Raw genomic sequence first — 26,171 nt, 5'->3', positions numbered from 1 at the left:
GTGGACACCGGTACCAAGCCGGTGTCGTACCCGAGGAGGAACACCGTGAAGCACTATCTGCTCAGCGTGGTCACACCGACCGGGGGCGAGCCGCCGGCCCCCGAGGTGCTGGACGGCATCATGCGGAACGTCGAGACGTTCCACCAGGAGCTCCAGGAGGCCGGGGCGTGGGTGTTCGCCGGAGGGCTGAGCTCGCCGGGCACGGCCACCGTGGTGCGGGCCGAGGGCGGCGAGACCCTGCTCACCGATGGGCCGTACATCGAGGGAAAGGAGTATCTGGGCGGGCTGTGCATCATCAAGGCACCCGACCTGGACGCCGCTCTCGACTGGGGCCGCAGGGCCGCGCTGGCGATCACGCTGCCCATCGAGGTCCGGCCGTTCGAGGGTGACGTGGAGCGCTGATGACCGGCCCCTCGCGGCCACCGGGCGGCGCCGACTCGCCCTGCGCCCCCGCCGTACTCACCGCGGACATCGAGCTGCTCTTCCGCGCGGAGTACGGCCGCTCGGTGGCCGTGCTCGTCCGCGCATTCGGCGACATCGACATCGCGGAGGAGGCGGTCCAGGAGGCGTTCGCCACCGCGCTGGACCGGTGGCCGTCGGACGGCCTGCCGCCCGCTCCCGCCGGCTGGATCATCACCACCGCACGCAACCGGGCGATCGACCGCCTGCGCCGGGAGGCGTCCCGCGCCGACCGGTACGCCCGAGCGGCGCTGACCCACGCGCGGAACGAACCCGCCGAGGAGGGGCCCGTGCACGACGACCGGCTGCGGCTGATCTTCACCTGCTGCCATCCGGCGCTCTCCACCGGCGCGCAGGTCGCGCTGACGCTCCGGCTGCTGGGCGGACTGTCGACGGCGGAACTCGCGCATGCGTTCCTGGTGCCCGAACCGACGATGGCGCAGCGACTGGTGCGCGCCAAGGGAAAGATCCGTGACGCCGGGATCCCGTATCGGGTCCCGGCCGACGCCGATCTTCCGGACCGGGTCCGGGCCGTACTCGCCGTCATCTATCTGATCTTCAACGAGGGGTACGCGGCAAGCTCCGGAGAGCGCCTGGTGCGGGAGGACCTCTGCCTGGAGGCGATCCGTCTCGGACGGCTCCTGGCGGGTCTGATGCCGGATGAGCCGGAGGCGCTGGGGCTGCTCGCACTGATGCTGCTGGCCGAGTCGCGCCGCCCGGCCCGCATCGGCGCGCACGGTGAACTGGTGCCGCTGGCCGAGCAGGACCGCGGCCGGTGGGACCGCGCACTGGTCGCGGAGGGCCAGTCGCTCGTACGGCAGTGCCTGCGCCGCGACCGCCCCGGCCCGTATCAGATCCAGGCGGCGATCAACGCGGTGCACAGTGACGCGTCGGCCGCGTCCGCCACCGACTGGGGCCAGATCCTCCGGCTGTACGACCAGTTGTCGGCGCAGGCGCCGTCTCCGGTGGTGGCGCTCAACCGCGCCGTCGCGGTGGCCGAGACCGACGGGCCGGATGCGGCACTCGCCCTCGTCGACGAGCTCGGGCTCGACCGCTACCACGTCTTCCACGCCGTACGGGCCGACCTGTTGCGCCGGCTGGGCCGCTGGGCCGAGGCGGCATCGGCGTACGACGCCGCCGTAGCCCGCACCGGCAACGCGGCCGAGCAGGAGTTCCTGCGCCGCAGAGCCCGTTCGCTGCCGTCTGCCTGACGCGATGTCATCGGCCGGCCGCGGACCGTCTCCTCGTCGATGCCCAGCCCGGTCGGGACCACCGTGGCGACGGGTGCGCCGCGGAACCCGCTCCGGACCAGGCGTTCCGTGCGCGCCGGGGCATCGCGCCCCGGCCCGCACGGTGGCACCCGACAGGAGGGGATCAGTCGTTGACCGCGGTCAGCAGCACCACCGCGTCCTCCAGCGCCAGCAGCCCGTGCCGCTCCTGCGGGACGGGCTGCAGCCCTCCGGCGGTCAGTTCGACGTCACCGGAGGCTGCGGTGAGGCGGACGCTCCCGCGCAGGACCTGGAGCGAGGCCGCGGGCGGTGCGTTGTGCTCGTCGAGGGCCGAACCGGCGGTGAGCGCGATGACCGTCTGCCGCAGCGGCTCCTGCCGGAGCAGGAGATGGGCACTGCGTCCGTGCGGCGACGTGCGGGCCGCGGTCAGATGCTCGTCGGCGAGGGCGTTGAGATCATCCATGTGCCCACTGTGCCGCAGCCCCGAGTCCGCCGCGATCCGCACGCTCACCCGCGTGTCGGCCCGCGGGTACGCGCCGCGATCAGCCCCGCAGCCAGGCGGCCGTGTCCCGCGGAAGGCGCCCTCCCTCGGCCGGTGGGCCACTGATGAGGAGCACCTCGGTGTGGCCGGGCAGCTCGATGGGCTCATCGGTCAGATTCACGACACAGATCAGCCGGTCCGCACGGGTGAAGGCCAGCACACCCGGCTCGGTCGGCAGCCACACCAGCCGCTCACCCGATGCCCCCGGGCCGCCGAAGCCGGGCTCGGTACGGCGCAGCCGGAGCGCCTCGCGGTACAGGCTGAGCATCGAGTCGGGGTCGGCGCTCTGCAGATCGGCGGCGTACGACGCCCAGTCCGCGGGTTGCGGCAGCCAGGGCTCGGCGGTGGATCCGAAACCGGCGTACGGTGCGTGCGCCGCCCAGGGCAGCGGCACTCGGCAGCCGTCGCGTCCCGGGTCGGTCCCGCCGGAGCGGAAGTGCATCGGGTCCTGGATCCGGTCCCGTGGGATGTCCGCTTCCGGAAGACCCAGCTCCTCACCCTGGTAGAGGTAGGCCGCGCCCGGCAGCGCCAGTGAGAGCAGCGCCGCGGCGCGGGCCCGCCGGGTGCCCAGGGCCAGGTCGGTGGGGGTTCCGAAGGTCTTCGCCGCGAAGTCGAAGCCGGTGTCCCCACGACCGTACCGGGTGACGGTGCGGGTCACGTCGTGGTTGCACAGGACCCAGGTGGCGGGGGCGCCGACGGAGGCGTGTTCGGCGAGCGTGTCGTCGATCGCGGAGCGCAGCAGTCCGGCGTCCCAGGGGCAGGCGAGGAAGTTGAAGTTGAAGGCGGTGTGCAGCTCGTCGGGGCGCAGATAGCGGGCGAACCGCTCGGCGTCGGGGAGCCACACCTCGCCGACGAAGATCGCCCCGTACTCGTCGGCGATGGCGCGCCATGAGCGGTAGACGTCGTGCAGTTCGTCCCGGTCGATGTACGGATGGGGGTCGTGGCCCTCGGTGAAGTCCGGGAGCGCGGGGTCCTTGGCGGGCAGGGCCGCCGAGTCGATCCGTACACCTGCCACGCCCCGCTCGAACCAGAAGCGCAGTACGTCCTCGTGTTCCTGACGGACCGCAGGGTGGGCCCAGTTGAGGTCGGGCTGCTGGGTGGCGAACAGATGGAGGTACCACTCGCCGTCGTCGAGCCGGGTCCAGGGCGTGCCGCCGAACTCGGATACCCAGTCGTTCGGCGGGACGGCTCCGTCCGGACCGCGGCCGGGCCGGAAGTGGAAGAGTTCGCGCTCCGGGCTGCCGGGGCCGGCCGCCAGCGCCGCGGTGAACCATGCGTGCTGGTCCGAGACGTGGTTGGGGACGATGTCGATGATCGTGCGGATGCCGAGTCCGCGGGCCTCGGCGATCAGCTTCTCGGCCTCGGCGAGAGTGCCGAACGCCGGGTCGATGGCGCGGTAGTCGGCCACGTCGTATCCGCCGTCGGCCAGCGGCGAGAGGTACCAGGGGGTGAACCAGAGGGCGTCCACGCCCAGTTCGACGAGGTAGGGCAGCTTGGCCCGTACCCCCGCGAGATCACCGGTGCCGTCACCGTCGCCATCGGCGAAGCTGCGTACATAGACCTGGTAGATGGCGGCGTCGCGCCACCAGTTCGCGTTGGCCTCGGACGGGCGGTTGGCTGCCACGTGGCGTTCCTTTCGGGCAGGTGGGACTCCGCCGCCGGCCCCGGACAGCGGGGCGCTGGATGGGAGAGCCGGCGGCGGAGTGCTGGGGAGGATCCGTTTGCTGTGGGAGCGGGGAGGTCAGCCCTTGAGGCCGCCGGCCGTGAGTCCGCTCATGATGTTGCGCTGGAAGAGCAGGAAGACGAGGAGCGTCGGAACGGACGCGATGGTGAGCGCTGCGATCAGGACGTTCTCGGGGACTCCGTTGGCCAGCGAGTAGATGCCCACGTTGAGCGTCTGTCTGCCAGGGTCGGGCAGGGTGAGCATCGGCCAGAGGAAGTCCTTCCAGACACCGACGATCGCGAAGATGGAGACGACACCGAGGATCGGCCTGGAGATCGGCAGGACGACCGAGCGCAGGGTCCGCAGGGGGGATGCCCCGTCGATGGCCGCGGCGTCCAGGAGTTCGCGCGGGATCGAGTCGAAGAACCGCTTCAGCAGGAAGATGTTGAAGGCGTTGGTCACGGACGGCAGCCAGATCACCCAGGGCGAGTTCAGCAGGTTGCGTTGCACGATCGGCACGTCGAGGACCGTGAGGTACTGCGGTACGACGAGGACGGTGGCCGGGATCATCAGCGTGGCCAGCATCATCCCGAGGATGGCCTTGCCGAAGACGGGCCGCAGTCTGGACAGCGAGTACGCGGCGGTGACGTCGAAGAGCAGCTGGAAGGCGAGCGCGCCGAATGCGTAGTAGAGCGTGTTGAAGAGCAGCCGGGACAGGTCCATCACGGTCCAGGCCCGGGAGTAGTTCTCCGTGTGGACGGAGCTGGGAAAGGCCGTGGGCGGGCTCTGGACGACTTCCTGGGTGGTCTTGAGTCCGCCGGTGACCATCCAGTAGAGCGGCCCGAGGAAGGCCACCGTGAACAGGACGACCACCAGGGCGAGGACGATCCAGTAGACGGCCCTGCCTCGGGGCCGGGCGAGTTGGGCCGGCGAGATCAGGGTCCGCTGGCGGCCCGTGTCGGCGGCACGCCGTTCGGCCCTGCGCCGTCCGGTGGCGCGCCGCCGGGAGACAAAGGTGTTCGATGCCATGGTCGGTCCCCCGCCTAGTCTTCGCTGGTGCGGCTGAGTCGTACGTACACGGCGGAGAAGCCCGCGAGGACGACGAGCAGGACGAGTCCGAGCGCGGCCGCACTGCCGTAGTTGTTGAAGTTGAAGGCGTACTGGTAGATGAGGTAGACGACGGTCGTGGTGGAGCCTTCGGGACCCGCGCCGTTGGTGAGCAGGAACGGTTCGGTGAAGACCTGCATCGTCGCGATGATCTGCATCAGCAGGAGCAGCGAGAGGATGAGCCGGGTCTGCGGAACGGTGACGTGCCAGACCTTGCGCAGCAGTCCCGCACCGTCGAGTTCGGCAGCCTCGTACAGCTCGCCGGGGATCGACTGGAGTGCGGCGAGGTAGATCAGGGTGGCTCCGCCCATGTTCATCCAGGTGGCCGCGATGACGACGGAGAGCATCGCGGTGTCCGTGGACTGGAGCCATTGCTGGGCGGGGAGGTGGAAGAGCTCCAGGACACGGTTGAAGAGCCCGTACCCGGGATCGTAGAAGTACTTGAAGAGCAGGACGGACGCGACCGGCGGCAGCATGACGGGCAGATAGACCAGCAGCCGCAGATAGCCCTGTCCGTGCCGGAATTCGTTGAGCACGATGGCGACGACGAACGGGACCAGGAACCCCAGGAGCAGGGCGAGGCCGGTGAAGAGCAGGGTGTTGCGCCAGGCCTGCCAGAACGCCGGGTCGTTCACGACGTAACTGAGGTTGGACCAGCCGGCCCAGGTGGTCTTTCCGTTCTCGTTCTTCTGGAAGGCCAGGATGAACTCCCTGACCATCGGATACCAGGAGAAGAACGAGAAACAGAGCACCGCGCCGATCAGGAAGCCGTGCGCCGAGAGGTTGCGGCGCAGGGCTCGTACGAACTCCTCACGGGCGGAGTTCGGGCGGGCGGGGCCCGGGTGTCCGTGGCGTGGCCTGGTCGCCTCGGCTGTGGACAGGGTGGGGGCCGACATGGTCTCTCCTCGGTGCCGGTGTGCCGCTGGGGCAGGTGGACGTTCCGGATGCGGGGCCGGGTCCGCGTGACCCGGCCCCGCGCGTCCTCACTGGTTCGCCAGCACCTGGTTGACCTGCTTCTCCGCGTCGGAGAGCAGCTTGCCGATGTTCGCGTTCTTGTTGGTCAGGACACCCGACATGGCGTTGTCGAGGATCTTGTAGATCTCCTGGGCCTTCGGCGGCTCGGCCTTGCCGGCGACCGGGTTGTCCATGAAGGCCTTGAAGTTCGCGACCGGCATGGTGGCGTTGGCGACGCGCTCCGCGTCGTCCTTCGTCTTGGTGTCGCCGAGGAAGAAGTTCGGCTGTGGCAGCCCCACCGGCAGCTGGTCGGACTTGGTGCGCGCCCAGTCGAACTGTCCCTTGCCCTGGGTGAGGTTCTTGAAGTTGAGCCAGGCGACGGCCGCCTTGATCTGGTCGGGCGAACTGCCCTTCTTGATCATGTAGTTGTTACCACCGAAGAGCGTCCCCTTGGCGCCGGGGATCGGACCCATCCCGAAGTTCTCGTACTTGGCGCCGAGCTGCTGGACCATGTACGTGATGTCGTCGGGCGCGGCGAGGAACATGCCGAGCTTGTCGCTGGCGATCTGCTTCTGCAGATCACCCCACTTCAGCAGCTGGGTCTGACCCATGCTGTCGTCCTCCCAGCGCATGTCGTGCAGCTGCTGGAGGACCTGCTTGCCGGTGGCGTCGTTGAAGGCGGCCTTCTTGCCGGTCGAGTCGACCACGTCGCCGCCGAGGGAGTACTGGGCGGCGGTGAAGTGCCAGCCGCCCGTGTTGGCCGCGCTGTACTCGCCGTAGCCGGCGATGCCCTTGCCGAGCGCCGCGATCTTCTTGGCAGCGGCCCGGACCTCCTCCCAGGTGGCCGGCGGCGTGTCCGGGTCGAGACCGGCCTGGGTGAACAGCTTCCGGTTGATCATCAGGCCCATGGTGTAGTTGCTGGTCGGCAGGGCGTACAGCTTGCCGTCCTTGCGCGCCACGTCGAGCACCTGGGGCTGGATGTCCCCCAGCGCCGGGACGGTCTTGTCGGTGACGTACGCGGAGATGTCCGTGGCCCCGTCGTTGTCCAGCACCTGCTCCAGGTCGGTGAAGTAGGCGTAGAACACATCGGGCTGCGACTTCGCCTTCAGCATGGCGGTGAAGCGCGGCGGCTCCAGACACTGCCCCGGGGTGGACTTCCCGTGGATCGTGACGTTCGGGTACTTCTTGTTGAACGTCTTGATGTCCTCGTTCCACTCCCGCAGTTCCGCGGCCTTGGCGGCCGGCGGCATGCAGTCGATCGAGATCGTCACCTTCGTCTTCGGGTCCAGCGGAGCTGACGGGTCGGACGAACCACCGCCGGAACCACCGCCGTTGTTGTCACCACTGCTGCTCGTACCGCAGGAGGCGAGGGCGGTCAGGGCAAGGGCGGTGACGAGGGCGGCCGCAGCGGTGCGGCGTGTACGGCGATGACGGCGGAACCCAGCACTTCTCATCGTTGGTCCCCTTCGGGCATGAGCACGGAAGGCCCTCGGCCGGCTCTCTGCCGGGGCGCGGCACACTCAACCACCGCCGTCATGCCGACGCAATATCTCGCGCAGATTTCGTAAAAGTTTGACAGTGAGACGCATGTGGCGTGCGCGTCCATGACGGCGCGCAGGACGGAGCGCCGTCCGGCCTGCCGGACGGCGCCCCCGCCTGCGGGTGATCGCTTGCTACGGGTTGGTGTTGATCTTGAAGGTGGAGGTCGTGTTCTTCACGTCCTGCGCGTTGTTGCTCAGCTTCAGACCGTTGAACGTGACCTCACCGACGGCCGGCCCCTGCCCGGCCTCCGGCATCTCGTTGGCCCAGAGCCCGAAGCCGGACTTGGCGTCGAAGGCGTCCCCGCTCTTGTGGGCGCCGGAGATCGAGATGTTGCTGAGGACCGTGTCCTTGATCGGGAACTGGGGCTGCCCTCCTACGTAGTTGGTCTGGAACATGATGCCGCTGTAGGTCGGATCGACGATGTCCACGTTGTTGATCCGAATACCCTGGAACACCTTGGACGCCGAGAACAGCCAGATTCCGGGAAATGTCTGAGACCCCCAGAAGTGACCGCCGGACCGTACGACCGAGACGTTCTCGATCGTGGTCGGATCGGTCCCGAAGCCATTCATCGGGTAACCGAAGTCCAGCGAGCTGACCGTGATCCCGGAGTAGACCAGGGTGTCCGCGACACGGATATTGCGGAAGGTGTTGTTGTACCCGCCATATACGGCGATTCCGGCGGCACGCCAGGTGAGGATCGAGGTGAGATTCTCGTAGACGTTGTTCTTCATGTCCGAGCCCCCGGCGTCGATCGCCGAGAACAGGGCGAAGCTGTCGTCGCCGGTGGCCCGGGCCTCGTTGTTGGTCACGAGGTTGTCCGTGGAGCCGTTGGTCATGTTGATGCCGTCGGCGAACAGGTCGCGGATACGGGAGTTCTTGATGGTGATGCCGTCGGTGTTCGCCCCCCAGTAGAGGCACACCATGTGTTCGTTCCAGATGTTGTCGATGACGATGTCGGAGACGTTCGAGAAGTCGAACACCTTGCCCGGGCCGTCGATGCGCGAGGTGTAGTTGCCGAAGTACGCGAAGTTCGCGAACGAAGACCCCTTGGCACCGGCGTCCGCACGGAAGCCGATATCGGTGTTCTCCTGCCCTGACGGGGCGTGGAATCTGGTGTACCAGGGTCCCGCGCCGACGACCTTCACAGCCTTTCCGTAGACCTGGAACTTGCTGGACGTCTCGTAGTCACCGGCCGGCAGGTAGACCCCGACGAGCTTCCCGGTGGTGTCCATCCGGACCTTGTCCAGAGCGTTCTGGACGTCCTGCTGGGTGAATCCGGCGGGGACGGTGTACGCGGCGGGGTCGGGGTTGGAGATCTGCTCGGCCTGCTCCAGGCTGACGAAGTCGATCGCGTACGTGCTGGTGTTGGCCGCATCCTTCTGCAGCCGGATCTTGCTGCCCGCCGGCACCGTCCTGCCCAGCATGACGTTCGCCTCGTCGTAGATGTGACGGGGCGCACCCGAGCCGGGCGAATTGCCGGGGCCGGTCTCGGCGCCGTACAGCCAGGCGTATTTCGACGTGAGGTCGATCGCCTTCAGGAAGGTTCCGTCCACATAGACGTCGAGCTTGGTGTCGATGCCGCCGCCGCCCGCGGAGTCCGGCACGGAGAACCTGGTCACCAGGGTGTTGGTGCTGGACCTTGCGGTGAACTCCACATAGTTGCCGGTGTTGTTGAGCGTGACGGCCTTACGGCCCGATGCCTCACCGGCGATGTCACCCACGGTCCTGTTCGGACCGACGACCTGGGCGCCGCCGCCCGTGACACCGTCCTCCGCCTCGTACATGTCGTACGGCATGTGGGCGCCGCGGCCGACGAAGAGGGACTCGGTGCTGGTGTTGTTCCCCCGTTTGACCGGGAGTTCATTGGCGTCGTCGGCCAGCACGACCTTCACGGTGTACGAGCCGTTGACCGCGGTCCAACTGCCCAGATTCACCGGCGTGGTGGCCGCGCCGGCGGCGATGGATCCGCTGTACGCGCCGGTGAGAGTCTTTACCGTGGCGCCCTTGGAGTCGGTCAGATTCAGGGTGATGGCGTGGCTGCCGCCCGCGGAGGCCACGGTGCCCTGGTTCCTGATGGCGACGGAGAAGGTGACGGCGTCGCCTTCGGCCGGGGCGGACGGCGAGGTGGCGACCGCGGAGGCCACCAGGTCCGAGCTGGAGACCGGTTTCACCACCAGCGCGTCCGCCCGCGTGTAGATGTTGTCCGTCTCGTTCTGTTCGATGACATCGCCCGCCGAGTCGGCGACGGCGCTCAGTACGTACGATCCCGCGTCGCGCGGCCCGATGTCGGCGGTGACCTGAGTGGACGCTCCCGCCGCGAGCGCGCCCACTGAGGCGGTTGCGATCTTCGAGCCGCCCAGCTGGAATTCGAGCTTGCTCGCGGGCGCGGCGACCGTACCGCTGTTGCGCACGGTCGCCGAGAGGGTGACCGGGTCCGACTCGACCGGTGCGGCAGGAGTCGCACCGATCGCGGTGACCTGCAGATCGGGGTTGGGAGCGGGTGCACCCATGACCTGGAACTCGGCGACCTGGCCGGCGGCGGAGCCGGTGTTGGAGGTGAACTTCAGCTGGACGTCGGCGACCCGGGCGACGACCGGGATGGTGACCGTGTTGCCGGTCGCCGGACTGAACGCGTAGTCCTTCGCCGCGACCAGACCGGTGAAGGACGTGGCGCTCTGTTCCCTTCCGAGCACCTGGATGTTCTGTGTCCGGGCGCCCCAGCTGCTGTCCGGGTTGAGTTTGATCACGACACGGTCCGTGTCGGCGTTGGCGCCCAGCTTCACGGTGAGGGTGTTCGGGTAACTGCCGCCCGCTCCCTCCCAGTAGGTCGTCACCTGGTTGTCGTTGGCGTTCTCGGCGACGTAGGTCTGGACGACGGACGAGGCGGTGATCGGCCTGCCCACGGCGAGATTGGAGGCCGCGCCCGTACTGCCGTTGCGGACGACCGTGTTGCTGTCGCCGGATATGTTGCCCGCCGCGTCCTTGGCCCGTACGAAGTAGGAGACCGTGGCGCCCGCCGGCTGGCTGTCCGTGTACGTGGTGACGTCGCCCGCCACGCTCTTGCGGAGCACGTTGTCGGCGTAGATGTCGTACCCGGTGACCCCCTTGTTGTCGCTCGACGCCTGCCAGGCCAGCCTGATCTGCCCGGACGCCGGCTCGGTGAAGGACAGCCCGCTGGGCGCGGTGGGTGCCTGGGTGTCACCCGTGCCCGCCGTGCGGGTCACGGTGTTGCTGTTGGCCGACTCGTTGCCCGCCGCGTCCCTGGCCCGTACGAAGTAGGAGACCGTGGTGCCCGCCGGGCGGGTGTCCGTGTACGTGGTGACGTCGCCGGAGACGCTGGTCAGGAGCGTGTTGTCGGCGTAGATGTCGTACCCGCTGACCCCCTTGTTGTCGGTCGACGCCTGCCAGGTCAGCTTGATCTGCCCGGAAGACGGCTCGGTGTAGGCGAGCGTCCCGGGCGCGGTCGGCGCCTCGGTGTCGCCGGTCGTGGGGCCGTAGATCTCCAGTTCGGACAGCTGGGCCGCCGTGCGGCCGGTGTTGGCGCTGACCAGCACCCGTACGTACCGGGTGGTGGTGGTGTCGAAGGAGATCGTCGCCGTCTCACCGCCGCTGGGGCTGAACGCGTACTCCTTGGAGGGCGTCAGATCGGTGAAGTCGGAGCCGTTGGTGCTGCCCTGGATCTTCAGCGTCTGGCTCCTGGCCTCCCAGCCGTCGGGGAGCCGTAGGACCACCCGGTTCACGCCTACCGAGGACCCCAGATCGGCCTGGATCCACTGCGGAAGCGAGCCGTTGGCCGACTCCCAGTACGTGGCCGAACTGCCGTCGTTGGCCTGGGCGGCCACATACGTCTCGGTGTAACTGCTCGCCTTGAGCGTGCGGCCCGCCGCGAGGTTGACTGACGACTCCCCCGCCGCGTGGACCTCCAGCTCGGAGAGCTGCGCGGTCCGCCACCCGGTGTTCGCCGTGATGTCCACCCGGACGAAGCGGGTCTGGGTGGCCGGGAACGTGATGGTCACCGAGTTGGAGTTGCCCGGAGCGAAGGTGTACACGGCGGAGGACTTCAGTGTCGAGAAGCTGGTGCCGTCTGCACTTCCCTGGAGCGAGAGCGTCTGCTGCCGGCTCTCCCATGCCGGGGGAAGTTTCAGTGTGACCTCGTCGATCCGGGTGCCGCTTCCGAGGTCGGTCTGCACCCACTGGGGCAGAGAGTTGCCCGCGCCCTCCCAGTACGTCGACGCGTCCGCGTCGGTGATGTTCCGGGCCGTGTACTCGCTGTTGGCGCTGCTCGCTGCGGCGGGCCGGCCGGCGGCGACATTGGGTCCGCCTGCCGCCGACGCACTGAGCGCCGGCCAGCCGATCATCAGAAGTGTGGTGGTGACCACGGCGGAAAGGACCCGCCGTCTCCAGCGTTGCGTTCTCATCGGTCCCCGATCTTCGGCCTCGGCGCAGAACGCGTCGAGGGCGCGGCTCTGACTGCATACACGTGCGACATGCATTTCTGCACTGGGTAACGAGACTTTTGCGTTTTGCGGTCAGAGAGTTGCAGAGAAATGAGAGCGAGTCCACAGTTGTCACAGAACGAATAGCCCGGGACGACCCCGCGGAGCCCGGCCGGCTCGACTTGCATCCCGGCCGGCGGCCAAGGGCTGCCACGTAATCCACGACAGATCGGGGCGCGTCGTCGAATGCGGCGCACCACAAGGCGGAGGGACACTCCGGGGCGTCCTCATACTGGGCATATTCGGGCGTTCCGACACCATGTGAGATGCCGCCGCCGCGCCGCGCGCCCACCATGGATTACGGAACCGCGCGAGGGCGGCAGTGCACCGCGAAAGTGTCCGCAAATAACGCAAGGAATTTGCGTGAAAGCGAAAGGCTGTGCAGGGTCCAGCGGAAAACGGGAGGGTAGCCGCCGTTGCCGCGCGTCGGATGTTTCCACCGGTCGGCCCGGGATTCGAGCTCCGGGGCTTCGAAGACCGTCGCCGATGCGCGGGTCCCCGCCGGGTGCACGCCGCGGTGGCGGTCCGTACGGCGGGGCACTCTCCTGCCCGGGGAGGCCACCGGCGAAAATGATCCGGCGGGCAGTACGCAACGACCGACCGACACGGAGGAGTGGGCAGATGCCGCACGAACGAGCTGGACAGCAGGCACGTCCGGAGGACCTGACCGATGTGGCCCGGCTGGTGACGGCGTATTACACGCTGCATCCCGATCCGGCCGAGCCCGGCCAACGGGTGGCGTTCGGCACCTCCGGCCACCGCGGGACGTCGACGGCCACCGCGTTCAACGAGGATCACATCGCCGCGACCAGCCAGGCCATCAGCGAGTACCGGGCGCAACAGGGCACGGACGGTCCGCTGTTCCTCGGCGCCGACACCCATGCGCTGTCGGAGCCCGCGCGGGTCACCGCCATCGAGGTGTTCGCCGCCAACGATGTGACCGTGCTGATCGACTCCGCCGACGGCTACACCCCCACCCCCGCCGTCTCGCACGCCATCCTCACCCACAACCGCGGCCGTACGTCGGGGCTCGCAGACGGTGTGGTCATCACCCCGTCGCACAACCCGCCGGGCGACGGCGGGTTCAAGTACAACCCGCCGAACGGCGGTCCTGCCGGATCCGAGGCGACGGGCTGGATCCAGGAGCGGGCCAACGAGATCATCGCGGCCGGGATGAAGGACGTGCGGAGGCTGCCGTACGTCCGCGCGCTGGCGGCGCCCACCACCGCCGGGTACGACTTCCTCGGCACCTATGTCGCCGACCTGCCGTCCGTCCTCGACCTGGACGCCGTCCGCGCGGCCGGGGTACGGATCGGCGCGGATCCGCTGGGCGGTGCGTCGGTCGCGTACTGGAGCCGGATCGCGGAGCAGCACCGCCTCGACCTGACCGTCGTCAATCCGCTGACCGACCCGACCTGGCGGTTCATGACGCTGGACTGGGACGGGAAGATCCGGATGGACTGCTCATCGCCCTATGCCATGGCGTCCCTGATCGGGCAGCGCGAGCGCTACCAGATCGCCACGGGTAATGACGCCGATGCCGACCGGCACGGCATCGTCACCCCGGATGCCGGCCTGATGAACCCGAACCACTACCTCGCCGTCGCCATCAACTACCTGTACGCGCACCGCGGGCAGTGGCCGGCCGCGGCGGGCGTCGGCAAGACACTGGTGTCGTCGGGCATGATCGACCGGGTCGCCGCCGGTCTCGGCCGGCAGCTGGTCGAGGTACCGGTCGGCTTCAAGTGGTTCGTGGACGGTCTGGTCGACGGGACGCTCGGCTTCGGGGGCGAGGAGTCGGCCGGAGCGTCGTTCCTGCGCCGTGACGGATCGGTGTGGACGACCGACAAGGACGGCATCATCCTGGCGCTGCTCGCCTCGGAGATCCTCGCTGTGACGGAGAAGTCGCCGTCGGAGCAGTACGCGGCGCTCACCGACCGCTTCGGCGCACCCGCGTACGCCCGCATCGATGCCCCGGCGGACCGCGAGCAGAAGGCGGTGCTCGGCCGCCTCTCACCCGAGCAGGTAACGGCCGACACGCTGGCCGGGGAACCGGTCACGGGGGTGCTGACCTCGGCTCCCGGCAACGGCGCACCGATCGGCGGCATCAAGGTGTCCACGGAGAACGCCTGGTTCGCAGCCCGCCCCTCGGGCACCGAGGACGTCTACAAGATCTACGCGGAGTCGTTCCTCGGGTCCGACCACCTGGCCCGGGTGCAGGAGGAGGCCAAGGCCGTCGTGTCGGCCGCCCTGAGTGCCTGAGTCCGGCTGCTGAGCCGTCTTCCGCCGGGGCGTCGGCGGCCTTCCGGAGCCGAGAGGTGCCCGGCAGGCCGCCATGCGTCACACGCTCAGGGCAGGGAGACGGTCGGCCGTGGCCGGTTCACTCCCCAGCCGGCACCGCTTTCAGCGCGCCTCGCCCCGGCAGCAAGGCCCAGCCCGGAACTCGTTGTCGAGGATGTGCGCGCCGAGCCGGTCAACGATGATCCCGGCGCTGACGGCGCCGGAGGTGAGAGGCCGGCGGCAGCAGACGCTGGCGCGGCCTGCGGCCTGGTCCCACGTCAGCTTTCCCGGATCGGGCAGCGGGCGAGAGACCCGGAGAAGCAGCAGGTGGGGTCAGTCCCAGACCAGGTTGAGGGAACGTTCGAAGTTGGCGTATCCGGCTCGGGCGAAGGCTTTTGCCATCGGGACGTTGCCGAGGTCCGTCGATGCCCTGATCCGGTCGACGCCCTCGGCGGCCAGGATGCGGGTGCCCTCGGCGAGGATCTCGTCGATGTAGCCGTTGCCGCGGTGTGCGGGCAGGACACCGATGTACGCGATGATCGGGTGGTAGCTGTTGCGGGCCGGGATCACGAAACCCACCGGGCCGCTACCGTCGGGCAGTTCGGCGATGCGCCACCATTCATGCGGGCTCTTGAATCCGGCGAACTCCCCGTCGTAGTGCCGTTCGGCGGCCTCGCGGGGGCTCAGTCCGGATGCCAGGTCCGCCTGGCCGTGGGCGTCGAGGGTGCCTTCCATGACCGGGGTCATGAGGGCGAGGAGGTCCTCGCGGCCGACCACCGGACGGAAGACGAGACGCTCCTTGAGTTCCGGGAGTGGGGACAAGGGGGTCCACTGCAGCCGCAGCCGCTCGACCAGCAGCCGTGCGCCGGTGTTCTCCAGCACGCGCGTGCGGGATTCGACCACCTCCCGGGCTGCGGGGTCCTCATGCCAGTCGGGCGGGACGAAGCGGCCGTACTCCGGCAGTTGGGCACCCGCCGGGAAGACGGTCGCCGTCGCCGTCTTGAACAGTCGCTGACCGATCTCGTCGCGGTCCGCCCTGGGCAGCGTGTCGTCGATGTCGAAGAAGTCGAACTGCAGCGGGATGTCACCGCCTGGGGTCGCCCACCAGGCGAGCCGGGCGAGGAGGCGGTCGCCGTCCAGGGCCACCCAGGTCCACTCAGGGCGGCGGCATCCGTTTGCGAAGTCGTCGGTCAGCTCGTGGTCCAGGACGTAGTGGAGCCGGCAGAAGAGTTCGATCTCCTCGGGGCCGGTCAGAGATCGGTAGCTCACCGATGTCGGTATCAAGTCAACTCCTGTGAAGAGGTACAGCGCTTGGGACCCATCCGGCGTGCCGGTCAGGCACGCCGGATGTCCGGGCAGAGAGCGGCGAGAGCCACCTGCCGCTCAGGCCGATTCGAGGACGGGGCGGATTTCGAGCGCCTCCGGGGTGGGGAAGCCGCGGGCCAGCTCGATGGCCTCGGCGTGGTCGGCCACCTCCAGGACGAACCAGCCGCCGAGGGTCTCCTCGCCGCTGTGTACGGGTCCCTCGGTCACGGCCACGGACCCGTCCGCCGTTTTGCGCACGGTGACGGGGCCCTGGTGCTCGGTGTCAAGGGCGTCGCCGCCCGCCAGTTTGCCCGCTGCCGCGAGCTCGCCGATCCACGTCTCGTACGCCTTGCGGTAGGCGTCGCGGTCGGCCTGGATCCGCGCGCGTGACGCGTGCGTCTCGAAGATCACGAGTGCGTATTTCATGGGGTGTTCCTCTGTTCGGTGTTCCTGGTGGTGGTGGTGTTGGTTCTGGTGGTGGGTGAGATGCGGGCCAGTGCGCCTGTCTCCAGGGCCGTCCACAGGGCGCCGTCCGGGCCCACCGTGATCCCGTGCGGTTCCGAGGCCGGCGTGGGCAGATCGTGGACGGTGACCGTGCCGTCGGCGGTGATCGAGCCGACGCGGTTGCCGGACCACTCGGTGAACCACGCCGTGCCGTTGGTATCGGTGGTGACGGCGTGCGGCCGGCCCGAGCGGTCGGGCAGCGGATACTCGGTGATCTGGCCGTCGGGCGCGCGGTGACCGATCTGACCGGCGGCGATCTCGGTGAACCAGACGCCACCGTCATGGCTCACGGCGATACCCACCGGGGCGGCGGCCTCGGTGGGCAGATCGTGAATCGTGATGCGGCCGTCCATGCCGATGCGGCCGATGGCGTTGGCCTGGTTCATCGTGAACCACATCGCGTCCCCGGCCGCGGCGATCGCGGAGGGGAACGCGCGGGTGCACGGCAGGGGATACTCCGTAACCGATCCGTCAGTGGTGAGGCGGCCGATGCACCCGGCGGCGGTTTCGGTGAACCACAGCGCGCCGTCCGGGCCCGCGGCGATACCGAAGGGACCGCACTGCGCGGTCGGCAGCGCGAACTCCGTCATGTGGCCGGCCGTCGTGATCCTGCCGATCCGGTGCGCCCGGTACTGGGTGAACCACAGGGCGCCGTCCGGCCCGTTGCTGATGACCGTCGGACCGCTGTCCGGGGCGATCTGATGGCTGGTCGGCTTCTGTCCCGGGACGAGTCGGCCGATCTGGCCGCTCTGCACCATGGTGAACCACAGCGCGCCGTCCGGGCCGGTGGTGATCGCGTACGGGCCGCTGTCGCGACCGGACACCGCGTACTCTTCGACGGTCCGCGTCGTCACTGCTGCTCCAGACCCTCGGCGGCGGCGATGCGCTCGACGTCCTGCGGGGAACCGGCCATGATGGTGCGCGCGTGCGCGGTCACCAGCTCGACGGGCCAGTCCCACCAGGCGGCGCGCACGAGCCGTTCGATGTCGCTGTCGTCGAAGCGCTGTCTGATCGTTCTGGCCGGGTTCCCGCCCACGACGGTGTACGGCGGCACGTCGGCGGTGACCGTCGCACCGGCCGCGATCACGGCACCGTCACCGATCCGTACTCCGGGCATCACGGTGGCTCCGTATCCGAACCACACGTCGTTGCCGACCACCGTGTCCCCGCGGCTGGGCATGCCGGTGACGATGTCGAGGGTCTGCTCGGCCCACTCCCCGCCGAACATGGTGAAGGGGAAGGTGGACACCCCCATCGACGGGTGGTCGGCGCCCGCCATCAGGAATCGAGTGCCCGTGGCGATCGCGCAGTACTTGCCGATGATCAGCCGTTCCGGACCGTAGGCGTAGAGCACATTGCGCTGCACGAAGTCGGTCGCGCCGTCGGGGTCGTCGTAGTAGGTGAAGTCACCTGCCACGACGTTGGTTCCGGCGACCAGTGGCTTGAGGAAGACGACCCGCTCGTGGGCAGGCAGCGGGTGGAGCGTGGCCGGGTCAGGTGTCCGGGCAGCTCTCGGGTCGGATGGCACGTGGGAATCGCTCCGTGGGGGTTCGTGCGCGGCGGCCGGGGCCCGAGTCGTGAGGCCCAGGGCCGGTGAGGTACGCGACTTCCGCGCGGTCCGGGTTTGCGGGCCGTCGGCTGGATCGAGCGAGCCGATCCTGCTGTCTCGTGCCGGTTCATGCCGTCACCTGTGAGGGGCGGCTGACCGGTTCGGTACCCAGCATGCGGAGCGAGCAGCCTGGGAACAACGACCGATCTTGTTATGGTCGTTAACCCAGAGGTTCATGAATTCAGGAGCCATGAGGGAACCGGGGGCGGAATGGAACTGCGGGACATAGAGATCTTCCTGATGCTCGCGGAGGAACTCCACTTCGGCCGCAGCGCCGAACGCCTGCATGTCTCCCCGGCCCGTGTCAGTCAGGCGATCAAGAAACAGGAACGCATCATCGGCGCTCAGCTCTTCGAGCGGACCAGCCGCCACGTGCGGATGACCCCTGTAGGAGAGGTGCTGCTCCAGCGGCTGAAGCCGGCATACGAGGGCATCCAGGAAGCCATGGCCGAGGTGACCACCATCGCCCGCCGTCCGTCCGGCACGCTGACGCTGGGGGTCATGGGTGCACAGATGCATGACATGCGCCCGGTCCTGACCCATTTCCGGGCCGGGCATCCGTCCGTCGAACTCCGGTTCAAAGAGGTGTTCTTCAGCAATCCGTTCGGAGCCTTGCGGGCCGGTGAGGTCGACGCGGTGACCACCTGGCTGCCCGTTCGCGAGCCGGACCTGACCGTCGGGGTGGTGCTGCGCGAGGAACCGCTCCACTTGATGGTGGCCACCGACCACCCGCTCGCCCGGCAGGAGTCGGTGAGCGTGGAGGTGCTCGGTGACCACATCGTGCCGCGCCTGAACGGCCCTCTTCCCACGTACTGGGAGAGCGCGGTCCTGCCGGCCCGCACACCGGCCGGACGCCCTGTCCGCCGTGGTCCGGCCGTCTCGACCTTCAACGAGATCCTTGCCCTCGTCGCGGCAGGCGACGTGGTGTGCACGGTCCCCGACGAGGGACGGCGCTACAACGCGCAGCCCGACGTCGCCTTCCTTCCCCTCCGCGATGCCCCGCCCGTCCAGTGGGCCCTGATCTGGCGCACCGACCGCGCGACCCCACTGGTACGCGCACTCGCCGAGGCGGCGGCGGACTGCGGGGACGGGTCGTAGTGGTCACCCTCGTGACCGGGGTCCCGTCTGCAGCGCGCCGCCGTCTGTGGATCCATGTCCCAGCAGCAATGCGTGATGATGTCGGTCGACTCGGTCTTCACGACACCCTCCGCTCCGCCGCCTGCTGCGCCTGGCGCAGCCACGCGCCGGCCTCGCACGGACGGCTCTCACCGCACGAAGTGCAGAGTTCAATGTGGTCGAGGAGTGCCCGGTACGTCGTGCGCTGCATCTCAGTCGGCAAAGGTGCCGTGGGCTGCCTCATCGGGTCTGCTTCGCTTCGCGGGCCATGCAACCTGCGACGTCCGAACAGGCCCGCGGGAACCAGCTGTACGCGGCGCCACCGTCACGCCGGGCCCGCTTCTCGCCAAGGTCCACGTCCTCGCCAACAGTGAGAGCTGTCCTGCACCAGACACAAGCCCATCCGCGCTGCTGCTGCTCGCTCAGCTCACTGACTGGCGGTAAATCCCTCACTGTCATGGCGCGTCCCCGGTTCGTCGTTGATCAGGTACGAGACCAGCGTGACGGGCGGGGAAGGGCTCAACGCTCACGAATCTGTGAGCGTTGGCAGGTCAGGGCGTGAGCGCTGCTATAGGCCGATCCAGGCGGCCATGTGCCCGAGGGGTAGCGGGTCTGTTCTGGGGCGGCATGCCGGGCGTCGATGATGCTGCTTAGCGCGGCCTCGGTGCGGCCGGTCTCCATCTCGGAGCGGGCCTTATCGATGAGGAAGTGGTCACGTCGCGACGTGTCGAGCAATTGTCAATAGTTGTGGATCACTCGACTTGTGACGTCCTGGCAGGTCTTGGTGATCAGCTACCAGCTGGCCGGGCTCAGTGCCTACTTCGGAACCTCCTCGCCGTCCTCAGGTGTTCCGTCGGCGGTCTGAAAAATCGGTTCCGGGCTGGTGCCTCCGTCTCTAGAGTGCGGCTGTGGAGATCACCTACGAACGCTTCAAGTCGACCGACGCAGAAGAACTGGTCGGCTTCCTCTCAGGCGACACGTGGCCATTTCACGACTCGGACGTTGTCGACCAGGCCGAAGTCCGGCAGTGGATTGGAGAGGGCCGCTATGACAACCAGGACAACCGGGCGTTCTGGATCATGGTTGCCGGTGAGCGAACCGGTCTTGTCCGGCTGATGGACCTGTGCGACGACACGCCGCTGTTCGATCTGCGGATCCGCTCCGAGCACCGAGGGCGGGGACTCGGAGGACAGGCCCTGCCCTGGCTCACCAGGTACGTGTTCACCGAGTTCCCCCAGGTCCAGCGGATCGAAGGCACCACTCGTCAGGACAACGTAGCGATGCGCCGTGCCTTTCAAAGGTGTGGTTACGCGAAGGAAGCGCACTATCGCGACGCGTGGCCGACGGCCGACGGCAAGGTTCGTGACGCCGTCGGGTATGCGATTCTGCGACGTGACTGGCTCTCCGGCAGCACAACGGTTCCTGATTGGAACGATGAGTGCATCCTTGGAGCAAGTGGCGATTGATCAAGCTGCTGCGGTCTCTTCGCGCTTGACCAGGATGCCGCTCTCGAAGCGGGCTCCGGCGCGGACAAGTGGGACGAGGTGGGCTCCGGTGATCGCGCGCCAGCGTTCCTGGGCGGCCTCGACGAGCTTGAACACCATCGCCAGGGCCGCGGCCGGGCTGCCGGCCCCGCGGGTGGCCTTGGTCCTCAGCTTCACGGTGCGCGCCTACGGAGCGAAGTGGCCGAAATGTAGAACGACTCGTGCTCCAGGCGGCCTTCGGCTGTCAGGAATACAGGCTCGACCCTGTTGCCGACGTCGTCCCCGCCGGATCGGATGAACGACGTGGTGAGGTAGTCGCCCACTGGGTTCCCAAAGGCCATCTCGCCGATCCTCTGGAACTCCGCCAGAAGGTAGTCGGTGTACATGCTCTTCAGGCTGTCGATGTCGTTGTTCATGGCGGCGCCGTACCCCTCAAGGGTGACGCCTTCCGCGAGCTGGACGGTCACTCGCTCTCCAGATGGAAGCGGGCGGCGATGTCTCCGAACAGTGACGCTGCTGCGTCGACGTGCGCGGCGTTGCGCTCATCCTTGTTGCGGGCCGGCGCTGCGAAGCCGTCCCACAGCGAGCCGTATTGCTCCTCAACCCCGAGCATCACGGCCGGAGGACGCTCCCGGTAGGCGACGAACGCTGGTGCACTCTGCAGGCCCTCGGCTGTGTTGCAGCTGGTGCACAGCAGTCCTCGCACGAGGCCGCTCTGATGGCAGTGGTCGACGAGAAGGCGACTGCCATGAGCGCTGCACAATGCACAGGCACCTGCCTGCCAACGCCGAAGCGCGTCGATGGCGGACAGATGTGGCGGCACTTCACCGGCGGGGACTTGCCAGACGTGGCAGGAAGGAATCCCCTGTCGGTCGAGGACTTTCGCCTCGGCGAAGGTGGGTCGCCCCTCCGCTGTGGAACCCAGCCATTCGCGCTCGGCCACGTCGCGGCGCCGCGTCTCCTCGAAGGCCCACTCCATATTGGCGGTCACAGGCCGATTCCTCTCTCAGTCGTCGATGGTGTTGCGTGCTTGCGCATCGAGGCGCATGGCGATGGCCTGCTGCTCCTGCTCGGCCTTCTTGCGGCGCATGGCGGTGATGGTGTTGTTGGCCTCGCCCTGTGCCGGTTCTACGTAGTGCTTCCGCACGGTGAGGGAGCCGGGCTTCCAGCGTCCCTGGCCGGTGGGGTCTTCTCCTGCCTCGGCGATCTCCTGGGCGGGGCCGCGTCGGAGTCCGTGAGCGGTGGCCTTCGACGGATCGGGTAGATCGGCGAGCTTGGCGCGCGCTTTGACGATGGCCCCGATGGCGTCCGGGGTGAGGACCGCTTCATTCACGGCTGCTGGACCTACGACCCTGACCGTCAGTCCTGGCTGACGGTCAAGGACAGCAGGGTCAAGGGCGCGAACTACCCAGAGGAGGAACTCGCGTCGGCCTCAGAGATATGGGGGCCGGCCGCAGAGTTCAGCCGACTCGACGCCAAGCTGACCTCCTGGGACGCGACCTACTTCGGCGAGGCAGGAGACTCCTCCGCGGGGGAGCCCGAGACCGTATCCGTGAAGAGGCTCTGACCGCCCGCGATATGGCATGTTGTGGCCCCGGACTCCTACCGCGGACACCAGGGGACACGTAACTGACGGGTAGCGGCCCCGGTGCCACCGTTTGCCGACGTTGATTTCCGACACGGGTTGCCGACACTGCCGACCTGCGGAAACACTCCGGCCGGTTCGAGTGTCGACAGACCCTCGTTCTTCCGGCACTTGCCCCTTGCGGCTGGTGACAGCGTTCTTACTTCGCAGTCGGCCGAACCGTTGACCAGCGGAGAAGTGCCTACTTTGCGCCTGGTGTCAGAGATAGGAGTCCAGGGCCATGTCGTCGGTGATCACCGGGGCCGCTGTGCTTGGCGGTGTCGAATCCGTCGAGCGTGGACTGCCGGGCCGACGAGAAGACCACGACTCCAGCCTGTTCAGCCCGCGAGGCGTCGACGGCGGGCCCGCTGCCGACAAGTAGCCCCGCAGTAACGTACCGGCCGACCGGTGGGCCGGACCGTGAGCGTAGCTCCGCATTCCTCACAGAACACGACAGTTTCCCGGCGGATACCGAGGCCATCACGAAAGCCTTGTCGTTCCGTGACGATAGCGGAAGGGCGCAGACCGTCCAGGGTTAGCTGGATGAGCCTGAGGCCGGCAGATCGATCGCGGCGGGCAGCGAGCATCGAGGCGCATCCGACGGTGAGTGAGACGACATCGTCGGGGCCGATGTCAGCGCGGACACCGCCGGCCCGCTGCGCCGCGTGGAGCAGCGCGGTCAGGACCTGGCGGAATCGCAGCACGGACGCCGTGAGCATCGGGCGCGGCCAGCTCGCGTCGGCGGCCACGACATCGCATATATGCCCGCGCCTGTGGGACTTCTCGACGACGTCCAGCAGGAACCCGAAAAACGCCTCGGTAGGCGCGAATCGGGCCATCCGCCGCTCGCCAGAGGCGACCAGTTCGTCCAGGTGCTGGGCGAACACCGCCTCAAGGAGAGCCTGTTTATTCGGAAAGTGCCGGTACACGGTGCCGGCGCCGACACCGGCCCGGCGCGCGATCTCGCCGAGCGGGACGTCGAGTCCCTGTTCGGCGAATGCCTCACCAGCGGCGAACAGCACCTTGGCCCGGTTGCGGCGGGCGTCGGCCCGGTCGCCGCCGCCGATCACTGTAGTCATGTCACGAAACCCCTTGTGCACCCGACTCAACCGGGTTGGAGTATTCCAGATATCCCCGGGTTCACCACCCTGTCCATAGCAACCGGCCCCCGGGGAAAGGAGAGGACGACATGACCGCCGAACCCATCCATTCCATCACCGGCCCGACCCAGGGCCCCGCCGACGGCCCCGTCGCTGTGACCGGCGCGACCGGCAAGCAGGGCGGCGCGACAGCACGACGGCTGCTGGCCAGCGGCCGACCGGTGCGCGCGCTGGTACGGGACAAGACCGCGCCCGCCGCCGCAGCGCTCGCGGACGCAGGAGCCGAGTTGGCCCTCGCAGACTTCGACGAGCCGTCAGGCCTGGCGCCGGCACTGGATGGCACCACCGCTCTGTTCGCCGTGCCACCGGTTGCCTACGGGCCAGCTGGCAGCAACCCAGAACTGGAATTCGCCCGCGGCCGGGCCCTGGCCGACGCAGCAGCAACCGCAGGTGTCCGCCACGTGGTGTTCACCGGCGTCGCCTCGACCTCCGGAGACGCTTTCGCAGCCCCGGGAAAGCGGCGCATCGAGCAGTACCTGCGCGAACAGATCCCACTCGTGACCGTGCTGCGCCCGGTACGGTTCATGACGAACTACCTCGCGGCACCCGGCATCGGCCTCGACGGGTTCGTTGACGGCGTCCACCGGCACCTCTTTCCGCCGAACGAGCCCGTACAGATCATCGCCCTCGAAGACATCGCCGAGTTCGCCGTTCTGGCCTTCGGGCAACCGGACCGGTTCGCTGGACGGACTCTGGAGTTGGCCGGTGACAGCCCGACCCCGGCTGAGGCTGTCGCCGCGATCAGCGCTGCGACCGGAATCGTCGTGCGCTACGAGCAGCTCACCCACGACGAGGCCGCCGCGCTGAACCCGGGGATCGCCGAGACCCGGCAACAATGGATCTCTGGCCAGCGCTGGCACGCCGACATCGAGGCTCTGCGGGTCATCCACCCCGGACTGCGCACCCTGGCGGACTGGCTCTCCAAGGGCGGCGCCGCCGCACTGCGCCTCCGGTTGCTCGGCACCCCGTAGCAGCAGGCTGCGCCTGGCCGCCCGGGTGATCCGTCAGGCATCTGATTGCTTCCGACGACCTGGTTGCCCACCGCCTGGTTGAACAGGCCCCGGACTCCTATCTCTGACACCAGGCGCAAAGTAGGCACGTCTCCGCTGGTCAACGGTTCGGCCGACTACAACATCTGCACGGCCCAGTTGAACAGCGACTTCTTCGGCAGCTTCAGCTAGGCCCAGCCGGGCGGCGTGACGGCGCCCCACCGCGCCAGGGGTGAACAGCAACAATGCCCCCTCCCGCCCAGACTTGAGTTCTAGTGGTTGTCGCAACACCCCAGCTCAGGGGATGCGATGGACTTCGAGGTCCGGGACCGAATAGTCAACCAGGGGTGCAAGAAGCTGCGACAGGAGCGGGAGAAATACTTCCGCCTCATGCATCTGGGGTACTCGAACAAAGAAGCCTGCCGGGTCGTAGGCAGCAACCTGAGGACCGGCCGTGAATGGCGGAACGGCAGGACGAGCCCCAACAGGACCGTCGCGCCCGCGCACGCTCCGCGGACGCCACGGTCCACCTCGTCGCGGTACCTGCGCGAGGACGAGCGCATCCACATAGCCGACCGGCTGCGAGAGAAGGCCACCGTCCGGGCCATCGCGGCCGAGCTGGGCCGCAGCCCGTCGACGATCAGTCGGGAGATCCGCCGCAATGGCATGCTCGTGCGCAAGGACAGCGCCCGATGGGTCTACCGGCCTTACGCGGCCCAGTCTCGCGCCGATGCCCGCCGGCCCCGTCCCGAGCCGGGGAAGATCGGCCAAAATCCTGAGCTGCGGGACTTCGTCCAGGACCACCTGACCCGCCGGTGGAGTCCCGAGCAGATCTGCCAGGCTCTGCGGGCCCGCTTCCCTGACCGGCCGGAGATGCACGTGGCCCACGAGACGATGTATCAGGCCCTCTACGTCCAGGGCCGCGGAGAACTCCGCCGCGAACTGGCCAAGTCGCTACGGACCGGCAGAGCGATGCGACGACCTCACCGCCAGTCCTCCAAGCGCCAGCCCCGCATGGCGCGGGACATGGTGATGATCAGCGACCGGCCGGCCGAAGTGAGTGACCGGGCGGTCCCCGGTCACTGGGAGGGCGACCTCATCATCGGCAAGGCGCACAAGTCCGCGATCGGGACGCTCGTCGAACGCTCCAGCCGATTCGTCACTCTCGTCCGTCTGCCCGAAGGTCGCCAGCCGCCCGGATGGCGACGCACTCGTTCGCACCGTCTCGACCCTGCCCGCCCAGCTCAGACGCTCCCTCACCTGGGACCAGGGCTCGGAGATGCACCTCCACAAGGAGTTCAGCACCGCCACGGAAGTGCCCGTCTTCTTCTGCGACCCGGGCAGTCCCTGGCAGCGCGGCTCGAACGAGAACACCAACGGCCTGCTGCGGCAGTACTTCCCCAAGGGCACCGACCTGGCCCGCTACAGCCGCGAGGAACTGGACGCCGTGGCCGCCGAGCTGAACAGTCGGCCACGCAAAACGCTCGGCTGGGAAACCCCAGCCGAGCGCCTCGCTAAGCTCCTGGCCACAGCCAGTTGATCACTGTGTTGCTACGACCCCTGGAATTCGCCGGAGGCAGGAGGGGGCTTGTTCACGCGGCGTCCTCTGGTGCGGGAGGCAGGTCGGGTTCGAGGAAGAGATCCTCGTACTGCGGTACCGGCTGTTCCTCGGCGAGTCCGAGGTCGACGAGCGTCCCCATGTCGGCGGCGCTGTCGTCCTCTCGGCGCTGTACCGGCCGAGGCGGAAAGTCAGGCATCAAGTCTCCTGTACATCGAGGTTGTCGTGAGAGCCCCGAGGCCGAGGAGGACTTTGCGGGCGCCGGACGATGGCGTTTCCGCAACATCGCGGCGGCAGATCAGGGCGTCCGGGTCGGTCGGCGGGGCCTGGAGAGACTATCCGTCCGGGCAGGTCTGACTTACGTGGAGCCGAAGCAGGGCAAGAACCCGTGGCGCAAGCGGACGTGGGACATGCCGCGCGAGTTCGGCTTCCATGTCCTGAGGCACACCTTCGCTAGTGCCGGATCAGGCAACGTTTGCCCTGTTGTGATGTGACGCGCCGTCCGGGTGCTGTGGTGGACGGCGCGTGGGCGTCATTCTGTCCGGGTG

The 26,171-nt window shown here is 68.3% G+C and carries 21 protein-coding genes and 2 pseudogenes; 7 read left to right on the top strand and 16 right to left on the bottom strand.

Features of this window, described 5'->3' with window-relative positions:
• The first annotated feature begins 45 nt into the window (after positions 1 to 45).
• Positions 46 to 402: a YciI family protein gene (locus ACFVXE_RS27220; protein ID WP_389674968.1), complete on the top strand. Its 357-nt coding sequence runs from the start codon at positions 46 to 48 to the stop codon at positions 400 to 402.
• Entirely contained in the window at positions 402 to 1,670 is a 1,269-nt protein-coding gene (locus tag ACFVXE_RS27215) for an RNA polymerase sigma factor (protein WP_389674967.1), read from the top strand. Before ACFVXE_RS27220 ends, ACFVXE_RS27215 begins: the two co-directional genes overlap by 1 nt.
• Positions 1,671 to 1,833: 163 nt before the next feature.
• Here the strand turns inward: ACFVXE_RS27215 and ACFVXE_RS27210 are convergent, their stop codons facing one another.
• The 6 genes from ACFVXE_RS27210 to ACFVXE_RS27185 all read right to left on the bottom strand — a co-directional run bounded on the left by ACFVXE_RS27210 (position 1,834) and on the right by ACFVXE_RS27185 (position 11,916).
• On the bottom strand, positions 1,834 to 2,151 hold the full coding sequence (locus ACFVXE_RS27210; protein ID WP_389674966.1) for a cupin: 318 nt from the start codon (positions 2,149 to 2,151) through the stop codon (positions 1,834 to 1,836).
• Positions 2,152 to 2,230: 79 nt separating this feature from the next.
• Complete coding sequence (locus ACFVXE_RS27205; RefSeq protein ID WP_389674964.1) at positions 2,231 to 3,853, bottom strand: glycoside hydrolase family 13 protein; 1,623 nt, start codon at positions 3,851 to 3,853, stop codon at positions 2,231 to 2,233.
• Positions 3,854 to 3,970: 117 nt separating this feature from the next.
• Entirely contained in the window at positions 3,971 to 4,921 is a 951-nt protein-coding gene (locus ACFVXE_RS27200; RefSeq protein WP_389674962.1) for a carbohydrate ABC transporter permease, read from the bottom strand.
• A 14-nt stretch (positions 4,922 to 4,935) separates the two neighbouring features.
• Complete coding sequence (locus ACFVXE_RS27195) at positions 4,936 to 5,895, bottom strand: carbohydrate ABC transporter permease (protein ID WP_389674960.1); 960 nt, start codon at positions 5,893 to 5,895, stop codon at positions 4,936 to 4,938.
• Positions 5,896 to 5,982: 87 nt separating this feature from the next.
• A complete protein-coding gene (locus tag ACFVXE_RS27190) occupies positions 5,983 to 7,407 on the bottom strand; it encodes an extracellular solute-binding protein (RefSeq protein ID WP_389674958.1) in 1,425 nt (474 codons plus the stop codon).
• Between the two features lie 219 nt (positions 7,408 to 7,626).
• Positions 7,627 to 11,916: a discoidin domain-containing protein gene (locus ACFVXE_RS27185; RefSeq protein ID WP_389674956.1), complete on the bottom strand. Its 4,290-nt coding sequence runs from the start codon at positions 11,914 to 11,916 to the stop codon at positions 7,627 to 7,629.
• 699 nt (positions 11,917 to 12,615) lie between these two features.
• Here ACFVXE_RS27185 and pgm point away from each other — a divergent pair.
• Positions 12,616 to 14,256: a phosphoglucomutase (alpha-D-glucose-1,6-bisphosphate-dependent) gene (gene pgm / locus ACFVXE_RS27180; protein WP_389674954.1), complete on the top strand. Its 1,641-nt coding sequence runs from the start codon at positions 12,616 to 12,618 to the stop codon at positions 14,254 to 14,256.
• Positions 14,257 to 14,607: 351 nt separating this feature from the next.
• On the opposite strand, the gene ACFVXE_RS27175 is transcribed toward pgm, so the two are convergent.
• From ACFVXE_RS27175 to ACFVXE_RS27160, 4 genes are all read right to left on the bottom strand, one after another.
• Positions 14,608 to 15,543 carry a GNAT family N-acetyltransferase gene (locus tag ACFVXE_RS27175; RefSeq protein ID WP_389674952.1) on the bottom strand — a complete coding sequence of 312 codons (936 nt, stop codon included), beginning with the start codon at positions 15,541 to 15,543 and terminating at the stop codon, positions 14,608 to 14,610.
• A gap of 114 nt (positions 15,544 to 15,657) precedes the next feature.
• Positions 15,658 to 16,005, bottom strand: coding sequence for a YciI family protein (locus ACFVXE_RS27170; RefSeq protein ID WP_389674950.1), 348 nt, complete (start codon positions 16,003 to 16,005; stop codon positions 15,658 to 15,660).
• The gene (locus tag ACFVXE_RS27165) at positions 16,002 to 16,937 is read right to left on the bottom strand and encodes a virginiamycin B lyase (RefSeq protein WP_389674948.1); all 936 of its coding nucleotides are present in this window, start codon (positions 16,935 to 16,937) and stop codon (positions 16,002 to 16,004) included. Before ACFVXE_RS27165 ends, ACFVXE_RS27170 begins: the two co-directional genes overlap by 4 nt.
• Positions 16,934 to 17,611 (bottom strand): CatB-related O-acetyltransferase, encoded by a 678-nt coding sequence (locus tag ACFVXE_RS27160; RefSeq protein ID WP_326793813.1) that lies wholly within the window; start codon positions 17,609 to 17,611, stop codon positions 16,934 to 16,936. The genes ACFVXE_RS27165 and ACFVXE_RS27160 overlap by 4 nt, the downstream gene beginning before the upstream one ends.
• A gap of 291 nt (positions 17,612 to 17,902) precedes the next feature.
• On the opposite strand from ACFVXE_RS27160, the gene ACFVXE_RS27155 reads away from it, so the two are divergent.
• Positions 17,903 to 18,790, top strand: a complete 888-nt coding sequence (locus tag ACFVXE_RS27155) for a LysR family transcriptional regulator (protein ID WP_389674946.1) — start codon at positions 17,903 to 17,905, stop codon at positions 18,788 to 18,790.
• 926 nt (positions 18,791 to 19,716) lie between these two features.
• Complete coding sequence (locus tag ACFVXE_RS27150) at positions 19,717 to 20,274, top strand: GNAT family N-acetyltransferase (protein WP_389674944.1); 558 nt, start codon at positions 19,717 to 19,719, stop codon at positions 20,272 to 20,274.
• Here ACFVXE_RS27150 and ACFVXE_RS27145 read toward each other — a convergent pair.
• The 5 genes and pseudogenes from ACFVXE_RS27145 to ACFVXE_RS27125 form a co-directional block, all read right to left on the bottom strand.
• Positions 20,275 to 20,472 (bottom strand): annotated as a pseudogene (locus tag ACFVXE_RS27145) (IS256 family transposase); the annotation flags it as partial.
• On the bottom strand, positions 20,466 to 20,759 hold the full coding sequence (locus ACFVXE_RS27140) for a hypothetical protein (RefSeq protein ID WP_389674942.1): 294 nt from the start codon (positions 20,757 to 20,759) through the stop codon (positions 20,466 to 20,468). The pseudogene ACFVXE_RS27145 and the gene ACFVXE_RS27140, both read right to left, overlap by 7 nt.
• Positions 20,756 to 21,283 carry an endonuclease domain-containing protein gene (locus ACFVXE_RS27135; protein WP_389674940.1) on the bottom strand — a complete coding sequence of 176 codons (528 nt, stop codon included), beginning with the start codon at positions 21,281 to 21,283 and terminating at the stop codon, positions 20,756 to 20,758. The genes ACFVXE_RS27140 and ACFVXE_RS27135 overlap by 4 nt, the downstream gene beginning before the upstream one ends.
• A 15-nt stretch (positions 21,284 to 21,298) precedes the next feature.
• Complete coding sequence (locus ACFVXE_RS27130) at positions 21,299 to 21,625, bottom strand: hypothetical protein (protein WP_389674938.1); 327 nt, start codon at positions 21,623 to 21,625, stop codon at positions 21,299 to 21,301.
• A 629-nt stretch (positions 21,626 to 22,254) separates the two neighbouring features.
• A complete protein-coding gene (locus ACFVXE_RS27125; protein WP_389675024.1) occupies positions 22,255 to 22,995 on the bottom strand; it encodes a TetR/AcrR family transcriptional regulator in 741 nt (246 codons plus the stop codon).
• Positions 22,996 to 23,105: 110 nt separating this feature from the next.
• On the opposite strand from ACFVXE_RS27125, the gene ACFVXE_RS27120 reads away from it, so the two are divergent.
• Positions 23,106 to 24,047: an NmrA family NAD(P)-binding protein gene (locus tag ACFVXE_RS27120; protein ID WP_389674936.1), complete on the top strand. Its 942-nt coding sequence runs from the start codon at positions 23,106 to 23,108 to the stop codon at positions 24,045 to 24,047.
• Positions 24,048 to 24,455: 408 nt separating this feature from the next.
• Positions 24,456 to 25,605, top strand: a pseudogene (locus tag ACFVXE_RS27115) (IS30 family transposase).
• 52 nt (positions 25,606 to 25,657) lie between these two features.
• Here ACFVXE_RS27115 and ACFVXE_RS27110 read toward each other — a convergent pair.
• Entirely contained in the window at positions 25,658 to 25,822 is a 165-nt protein-coding gene (locus ACFVXE_RS27110) for a hypothetical protein (protein ID WP_389674934.1), read from the bottom strand.
• Positions 25,823 to 26,171 lie beyond the last annotated feature (349 nt).

The sequence above is a fragment of the Streptomyces sp. NPDC058231 genome, assembly GCF_042882275.1.
Taxonomy (GTDB): domain Bacteria; phylum Actinomycetota; class Actinomycetes; order Streptomycetales; family Streptomycetaceae; genus Streptomyces.
The sequence above is the reverse complement of the archived record's forward strand: the minus strand, read 5'-3'. Positions and strand labels throughout refer to the sequence as shown.

What these genes read in the sequence shown, in the direction of transcription:
- ACFVXE_RS27120 (WP_389674936.1), top strand. Translation starts at nt 23,106, where the DNA reads ATGACCGCCGAACCCATCCATTCCATCACCGGCCCGACCCAGGGCCCC.
- ACFVXE_RS27190 (WP_389674958.1), bottom strand. Translation starts at nt 7,407, where the DNA reads ATGAGAAGTGCTGGGTTCCGCCGTCATCGCCGTACACGCCGCACCGCT.
- ACFVXE_RS27200 (WP_389674962.1), bottom strand. Translation starts at nt 4,921, where the DNA reads ATGGCATCGAACACCTTTGTCTCCCGGCGGCGCGCCACCGGACGGCGC.
- ACFVXE_RS27195 (WP_389674960.1), bottom strand. Translation starts at nt 5,895, where the DNA reads ATGTCGGCCCCCACCCTGTCCACAGCCGAGGCGACCAGGCCACGCCAC.
- ACFVXE_RS27215 (WP_389674967.1), top strand. Translation starts at nt 402, where the DNA reads ATGACCGGCCCCTCGCGGCCACCGGGCGGCGCCGACTCGCCCTGCGCC.
- pgm (WP_389674954.1), top strand. Translation starts at nt 12,616, where the DNA reads ATGCCGCACGAACGAGCTGGACAGCAGGCACGTCCGGAGGACCTGACC.
- ACFVXE_RS27155 (WP_389674946.1), top strand. Translation starts at nt 17,903, where the DNA reads ATGGAACTGCGGGACATAGAGATCTTCCTGATGCTCGCGGAGGAACTC.
- ACFVXE_RS27125 (WP_389675024.1), bottom strand. Translation starts at nt 22,995, where the DNA reads ATGACTACAGTGATCGGCGGCGGCGACCGGGCCGACGCCCGCCGCAAC.
- ACFVXE_RS27210 (WP_389674966.1), bottom strand. Translation starts at nt 2,151, where the DNA reads ATGGATGATCTCAACGCCCTCGCCGACGAGCATCTGACCGCGGCCCGC.
- ACFVXE_RS27185 (WP_389674956.1), bottom strand. Translation starts at nt 11,916, where the DNA reads ATGAGAACGCAACGCTGGAGACGGCGGGTCCTTTCCGCCGTGGTCACC.
- ACFVXE_RS27170 (WP_389674950.1), bottom strand. Translation starts at nt 16,005, where the DNA reads ATGAAATACGCACTCGTGATCTTCGAGACGCACGCGTCACGCGCGCGG.
- ACFVXE_RS27110 (WP_389674934.1), bottom strand. Translation starts at nt 25,822, where the DNA reads ATGCCTGACTTTCCGCCTCGGCCGGTACAGCGCCGAGAGGACGACAGC.